Raw genomic sequence first — 6,964 nt, forward strand, 5'->3', positions numbered from 1 at the left:
TCTGACCTGTTTACTTATTTTTCCTAAATATTATTCTAACTGCTGAATTAAGCTTTTTGGATCGTAATAAATAAGCTCCCAAAAAATAAACTATTGCGCTTAAAATTATAAGTACAATTATCATGAACCTTGATTGAAAATATTCTCTAACGGTTACTATAAATAAAGTCATAATAAAGCTGGCTCCGAAGATTTTTAATATTTCGAGCCAATCTTTTATATTCAAATATTTGAAAGAGCTAAATCCTGTCATTAACATACCTACTACTCCGGAAATTGCTGTAGCTGCAGCTATACCAACAACACCAAATCTGAATGCCAAAATTATATCTAATATAGTATTCACAAGTAACATAATAACTGCTACAATAGATGGATATTTAGTATTTAGTTTTGAATGAAATGTTCTTATAAATATTGTATGCAAAGAATAAAAAGGTAATCCTAAAGAATAAAAAAATAAAACCTGTGCGGTATTTATAGTATCCTGATAGGTGAAACTTCCATGCTGATAAATCAAAGCAACTATTTCTTTATTTAAAAAAAGAAGACCTAAAGTTGCAGGAATAGTGAAAAATAATGTCAATTCAATGCTATCTTTTAAATTTTTTTCATAATCTTTATTATCCACTTTACTTGAAGAAAAGGATAGTTTTGGAAGCAAAGCATTCGCAACACTTACTGCAAATATACCTAAGGGTAGTTGATAAATTCTAAGAGCGTATTGTATAGTAGAAACCCCACCAATTCCTGTCCATGTTGCTATATTAGTATCTATAACTGTGTTCAAGGTAGTAACAGCTACCCCCAATAAAGCTGGGCCAAATAGGTTTAAAATTTGTTTTAAATCTTTAGAGTTAAAATCAAAGGTTATTCTGAATTTAATTTTTCTTAACATAAAAAATACCAATATAAACTGAAGAAGACCTCCCAAAGTAAATCCAATAGCAGGTCCAAGTATTTTAGGAACAAAAAAGGAAGATAATACAATAAATAGTATACTTGAAATATTAGATAAAGATGGGGCAAAAGCAGGAATGAAATATATATCCTTCGTGTTCAAAGTTCCTGATATCAAAGCCCAAAGAGAAATAAAGATGATAAAAGGATAAGTTATCTTTAATAAAAATGAAGTTAAAGTAATTTGTGATCCTGTTAAACCGCTTCCAAGAATCAAAACAATTTTATCTGAGAAAATAAAAACAGGTATATATAATAAAGTGGTCGAAATAGCTATAAACCAAAAGGCCGTGCTAAAAAATATTTGGGCATCTTTACCTTCTTTCCTACTAAAAAGCGGTATGAAGGCTGAAGAAAATGCCCCTTCTGCAAATATATGTCTGAGAAAGAAAGGTAAAAGGATAGCAACAAGGTAAGCATCATATTCAGCACTAACTCCGAAATAATGAGCAAAGGCAGCATCTCTTAGTAATCCTAATAATCTACTAATTAACGTTGCTGAAGAAAATAAAAATGTATGTTTTAAAAGCTTTGACATCTAATTGCCCCCGAAATTTAGCTTATTTATTCTAAACCAATATCTTGACTGCATTTTGTATTTAAATCTCTAATTTATTTAGTTCTAAACAATCTATCTCCAGCGTCCCCTAATCCTGGTATTATGTAAGCTTTATCGTTTAACTTTTTGTCCAAAGCGGCTGCATAAATTTCTACATCATCGTTTTCGCTCTCAACTACTTTTACTCCCTCAGGAGCAGCTATTAAACACATGACTATTATATTTTTACCTCCATGTTTTTTGACTTCTTTTATTGCATGTACCATGGAATGCCCTGTAGCTAACATAGGGTCTAATATGAAAATTTGATGGTCGTCACCAAATTCTGGAAACTTTTCGTAATATTCTATAGGCTTTAAAGTATCAGGATCTCTAAAAACGCCTAAAAATCCAACACTTGCGTTTGGTACCAACGATAGTACTCCATCTAACATGCCTAATCCTGCTCTCAATATTGGCACAATAGCAATCTTTTTATCTTCTACTACTTCGCCTTTGGTCTTTTCTATGGGGGTTTCGACATCTATTTCCAATGTCTGAAGATTTCTTGTAGCTTCATACGTAAGAAGTAAAGTAATTTCGTTTAAAAGTTCTCTGAATTCTTTAGGACCTGTATCTTTGTTTCTCATGATAGAAAGTTTATGCTTTATCAATGGATGTTTGACGATATGAAAATGATTCATATATTATAAAACACCTCCTATTTAGTTTTATATAGTTACTTTAGAAATTATAAAACTCAGATTCTATAAATGTTCTGACGTTTATTTTTTTCAAAAATACCCCCTCAACTCTAATTCTCACAAAATATGAATTTCTTTAACTTCTTCGCTATGTGTAGCTAAGGAGAGAGAGGAGGGCTCCGCCCTGAACCCGTCATAAATCCAAAAGCTTATTTTTGAAAAATTTTCATTTCTAAAGTCTCTATCTAATTCTTACAAAATATGAATTTCTTTAACTTCTTCACTACGTGTAGCTAAGGAGAGAGGGAAGGGCTTCGCCCTGGACCCACTTTAAATTCAAAAGTTTATTTTTAAAAAATTTTCATTTCTAAACTAACTGTTATCGATATACAATTTTCATATTATTTTACCACGACTAACTTGACATTTTCCTTAAACTTTATTTTTTCAAAGTTAATATTGATATGCTATAATCTTATTAGTACTGAGAATTTTTCCAGCTAAATACTTTTAAGAGAATTGGGTGATTATAAATGATAAAAAACATCGTTTTTGATTTAGGAAACGTTCTTGTGAAATTTGATCCCGACGAAATACTAAATAATTTATTTGGAAACGATATGTTGAAAGATAAACTAAAATCTATTGTTTTTAAAAATAGTTTCTGGAAAGAATTAGACAGAGGGACATTATCTTATGAAGAATTCCAAGAGGCATGTTATAAGACAAGTCCTGAATTTAAAAAAGAAATTTCTTTAATTATAGAAAGTTGGGATAAATTTCTTTTTCCTATTGAAGAAAATATAAAGCTTTTGCATGAACTAAAAGCAAATGGCTATAAATTGTATATTTTATCTAATTTTCATGAAAAAGCTTTCAAGGAAATTCTTTCAAAATATACGTTTTTTAATCTTTTTGATGGAATGGTTATATCATATCAAGTAAAACTTATAAAACCTGAGATTGAAATATATAAAATCTTACTCAATAAATACAATTTAATTCCTGTACAAACAATTTTTATCGACGATACTGTTGAAAATATTCGTGCAGCTGAAAAAGTTGGTATAAATACGATACATTACAAAAATCATGATATGTTAAAAGAAGAATTGAAGCCAAAGTTAAGCTTTATACAGGCACTTTCAAATAAAGAATAGGGGGGATTAGTATGGAAGATATTTTTAATAAACATTGTGTTTTTATTACTTCCACTGGAAGAACTGGAACTCAATTTTTAGCTAAAAGTTTGTCTCAAATGATAGAAGACTGCTTTTCTGTACACGAACCTGCAAATGTATTTTTTAGAGATTTGAAGAAGTGGGCAAGAGATATAAAAAGATTTGGATTTTATCAAATGACTGTAGGTCAATTTTTACCGTCTAAATCAATGTGCAAACTCAGTACTTATAGAAGAATTGGAAAAATTTCTGATGAGAAAACAAAAGAATATATAAAAGGTTTGAGAAAACAAATATTACAAGAAACTAAAGAAAGTATATACGTTGAATCGAGTAACCATTTGCATGGCGTTATAGATCTTTTACAAGAAGTGTTTCCAAATAGTAAAACAGTTTTTATTATTAGAGATCCGAGAACATGGATAAGATCAGCTTTAAGTTCGCCTGTATACTTATTGTACAAATGGGGTGACCTTTCTTTCTTAGAAATGAGCATGAGACCTTATCATTTTAAAGACGACCCATATTTCAAAAAGTGGAAGTCCATGTCTCGATTCGAAAGATACGCATGGTATTATAATAAACTTAATACTTTTGTATTGAAAACTATGGAAGGTAGAAAAAATTTCAAAGTATATCGTTATGAGGATCTTTTTATCACCGCTGATAAAGAAAAAAAATTCTTAGAATTTTTAGATTTTTCAAGCAGGTTTGACGATGGTTTTTATAGAAATTATACATTTAAACCTGAATTACTAAATAAAAAATTAAATTCTAGTGCCGATAGATATAAAATTTCTCATTGGAAAAATTGGGACGAAAAAATGGCAAACATTATGCAAAATCATTGTGGAAAATTGATGCAAAGATTCGGATATGGAAACGAACCCGAGTGGGTGAAAAAATTGAGTAATAAATTTGAACAAGAATTTGCGTGAGTTAGGTGAAAAGTTGAATGAACTTAGAAAAGCTTATGTTAAACCTATATATAAATGGTTGTGAAATAAAAAGTAATGAGTTGATGAAATATTACACCAACATGCGTGTAGGTGGAAAAATTTCTTATATTATTTTCCCAAAAACAAAGAAGGCTTTTTTAAACGCAGCGAAAGAACTTGTTTTAAATCAAATTCCTTTTAAAATTTTGGGATTTGGTACCAACTTAATAGTAGCCGATAATAATTTAAATTTTTTAGTATTATCTACTAAATATTTAACTAACTTACATTTTATGAATTCATCTTCAAATGAATTTTTATTTGTTGAAGGAGAATGTGGAGTTTCACTTGCTTCTATATCGTTACTAACATCTCAAATGGGTTATTCGGGCCTTGAATTCGCCTGCGGCATTCCAGGTTCTCTTGGTGGAGCCGTTTATATGAATGCAGGTGCCTATGAAAGTGAAATTAAAGAAGTTTTTATGCAAGCAGAAGTCTTAGATTTAAATGATTTAAGTATAAAGATTTTTGAAAAAGAAGATATGAACTTTAACTATAGAAAAAGTATACTACAAAGCAAAGATTATATTTTGTTGTCTGCAAAGCTCGTTTTAAAAAAAGATAATAAAGAAAATATAGATAAAAGAATAAAAGATTTCTCTATTAAAAGATGGGTAAAACAGCCTCTTGATATACCGAGTGCAGGTAGTATTTTCAAGAGACCGTCTCCAAATTTTTACGTAGGATCAACAATTGAAAAATTAGGATTAAAAGGTTACAGTATAGGTGACGCACAAATATCTACAAAACACGCAGGATTCATAGTAAACACAGGTAAAGCTACCTATAAAGAGGTTATAGCACTCATTGATTTTATAAAAAATACTATAAAAGAAAAATATGATGTTGAATTAGAAGTGGAACCAGAAATTTGGGAATAACAAAAAATATTATTTTAAAAAATCATGTATTTTATATATTCCATATTTCTTCGAAAGTATGAGAAGTTTCACAATAATTACAAATCAAATCATCTTTCTTTCCTCTTGTAAAAGATACATGGATATTTTCATTGTGAATAGGGTTAGTTATACAATTTTCATTTTTACATTTTAATTCTTCGAAGCCATATATAAACGGAGGTAACGTTATTCTATATTTTTCTACCACATGGCTATCTTTTATAATATTGACAGTTGTGTTTGGAGATATTGCAGAAAGTTTTTTGATTTCTTTTTTTGAAAGATAAACGTCCGGAAGACTTATATATCCCTTAAAATTACCGTCTGCGGATTTAAAAATACCGTCTGCGCTATCTATCTCATAAAGTTTTAGAATTTTCCTTATTTTCATAATCGTCTCGTAAATCTTATCTGGGTTTTGACCTTTTGCAATGTGGTCTATAACTGTCCCGTTTTCTATGGGTTTTATTCCTCGTTTTCCTTCCTTTAGAACTCCTTTTGTGCCATGAGTTATAGGGGCAGAGATTATGAAGTCTTCTTCGTTAACTTCTACAGGTTTTATAGACGTGTCAAAGGGAGCATTTAATGCCCCACCAAACATAGAAAGTAAAATTATTCTTGTCCAAAATCCATTTATAGCTTGACTTTCCCATCCATTAACAGGTAAAGGGTCAAGAAAATTAGGTATAGTTGGATAAACCTTATGACGTGGTAACGGATGATAAAATTTCGTGCCTTCTGGTAGAAAATCAAGAAAATTTTTATTAAACGTCACGCTTTTTCGTAATAAATGTTCTTTCTCCAAAATATCTTCTCCCATTCTTTCTAACTGAAGCCTTGTAAAATACCAAATCTTTGCAACCTTTTCTTGTTTCAAATAATTTTCAATTGAATCAAATATACGTACTTCAAAACCGTTTTCTATCATTTTATTCACGTAATGTTGAGGCATACTCAGTTCTTTTGGAGCAATTAAATCTACCAAAACATTTTTAAAAATTTTTAAACCTGTTACTTTAGAATGAACAGTTCTTCCATGAAGAAGATCTCCAACAAGTGCGATATGAATGAAGTGATTGTCAAAATTCATTTGTTCTAAAAATGTAAATTCGTCAAGAATTTCTTGCGTAGGATGTTCGTGCTTTCCATCTCCCGCATTTATGAAAGAAGGCTTTTCATAGCCATGTCTCAAAGCGTAATCAGACACTTTTTCGTCCAAAAGTTTACATACTCCTTCTAATTTTGTCCGAACTATGAATATTGAGTAATCAGAATATCCTGTTAGCATATTAAAAGTATCTACATAACTTTCATTTTTGTTAAAAGAAGAATGTTCGGAATCAAAAATATTTACCTTAGCCATTTTATGAAATTTAGCCGCATTTATGAAAGACTCTTTAGTTCTTGTACTTGGTTCAACAAAAACGATATATACACCAACAGGTTTCTCTATTTGAAATTCACTAAGATCTTCCTTCCTTTTTGCCTTATCCTTCAATTTTTTTGTTTGTTGATATAAAAAAATTTGTTCTTCTATCGTTAGGTCATTCATAACCGTTAAACTTCTTCCAAAAAAATCATGCTTACTCATAAAATTCCTCCCTTTTTGATTTCGAACTGAAGCCATTATAAAATTATAAATTAAAACACTTATTTTCTAAAAAACAAAGGAATCTATTAA

Annotated in this window: 6 protein-coding genes; 3 read left to right on the plus strand and 3 right to left on the minus strand. The window is 29.8% G+C overall.

Going from position 1 to position 6,964, the window contains the following annotated elements; all coding sequences use genetic code 11:
• Window positions 1–10: 10 nt before the first annotated feature.
• Both murJ and upp read right to left on the minus strand, forming a co-directional pair.
• A complete protein-coding gene (gene murJ / locus X924_RS02865) occupies window positions 11–1,498 on the minus strand; it encodes a murein biosynthesis integral membrane protein MurJ (protein WP_121957449.1) in 1,488 nt (495 codons plus the stop codon).
• 74 nt (window positions 1,499–1,572) lie between these two features.
• On the minus strand, window positions 1,573–2,202 hold the full coding sequence (gene upp / locus X924_RS02870) for a uracil phosphoribosyltransferase (protein WP_121957450.1): 630 nt from the start codon (window positions 2,200–2,202) through the stop codon (window positions 1,573–1,575).
• Window positions 2,203–2,735: 533 nt separating this feature from the next.
• On the opposite strand from upp, the gene X924_RS02875 reads away from it, so the two are divergent.
• From X924_RS02875 to murB, 3 genes are read left to right on the plus strand one after another with little or no spacing between them, the layout of a single operon-like run.
• Window positions 2,736–3,362 (plus strand): HAD family phosphatase, encoded by a 627-nt coding sequence (locus X924_RS02875; RefSeq protein ID WP_121957451.1) that lies wholly within the window; start codon window positions 2,736–2,738, stop codon window positions 3,360–3,362.
• Window positions 3,363–3,373: 11 nt separating this feature from the next.
• A complete protein-coding gene (locus tag X924_RS02880; protein WP_121957452.1) occupies window positions 3,374–4,321 on the plus strand; it encodes a sulfotransferase in 948 nt (315 codons plus the stop codon).
• A 17-nt stretch (window positions 4,322–4,338) separates the two neighbouring features.
• Window positions 4,339–5,262: a UDP-N-acetylmuramate dehydrogenase gene (gene murB / locus X924_RS02885; RefSeq protein WP_121957453.1), complete on the plus strand. Its 924-nt coding sequence runs from the start codon at window positions 4,339–4,341 to the stop codon at window positions 5,260–5,262.
• A gap of 31 nt (window positions 5,263–5,293) precedes the next feature.
• Here murB and X924_RS02890 read toward each other — a convergent pair whose 3' ends face one another.
• Window positions 5,294–6,874, minus strand: coding sequence for a bifunctional aspartate carbamoyltransferase catalytic subunit/aspartate carbamoyltransferase regulatory subunit (locus X924_RS02890; protein WP_121957454.1), 1,581 nt, complete (start codon window positions 6,872–6,874; stop codon window positions 5,294–5,296).
• Window positions 6,875–6,964 lie beyond the last annotated feature (90 nt).

It is taken from the genome of Petrotoga sp. 9PWA.NaAc.5.4 (assembly GCF_002895485.1).
In the GTDB taxonomy this organism is placed as follows: domain Bacteria; phylum Thermotogota; class Thermotogae; order Petrotogales; family Petrotogaceae; genus AZRK01.

Excerpts from the sequence above, each read along its gene's own strand:
- murB (WP_121957453.1), top strand. The coding sequence starts at position 4,339 with ATGAACTTAGAAAAGCTTATGTTAAACCTATATATAAATGGTTGTGAA.
- X924_RS02875 (WP_121957451.1), top strand. The coding sequence starts at position 2,736 with ATGATAAAAAACATCGTTTTTGATTTAGGAAACGTTCTTGTGAAATTT.
- murJ (WP_121957449.1), bottom strand. The coding sequence starts at position 1,498 with ATGTCAAAGCTTTTAAAACATACATTTTTATTTTCTTCAGCAACGTTA.
- upp (WP_121957450.1), bottom strand. The coding sequence starts at position 2,202 with ATGAATCATTTTCATATCGTCAAACATCCATTGATAAAGCATAAACTT.
- X924_RS02880 (WP_121957452.1), top strand. The coding sequence starts at position 3,374 with ATGGAAGATATTTTTAATAAACATTGTGTTTTTATTACTTCCACTGGA.
- X924_RS02890 (WP_121957454.1), bottom strand. The coding sequence starts at position 6,874 with ATGAGTAAGCATGATTTTTTTGGAAGAAGTTTAACGGTTATGAATGAC.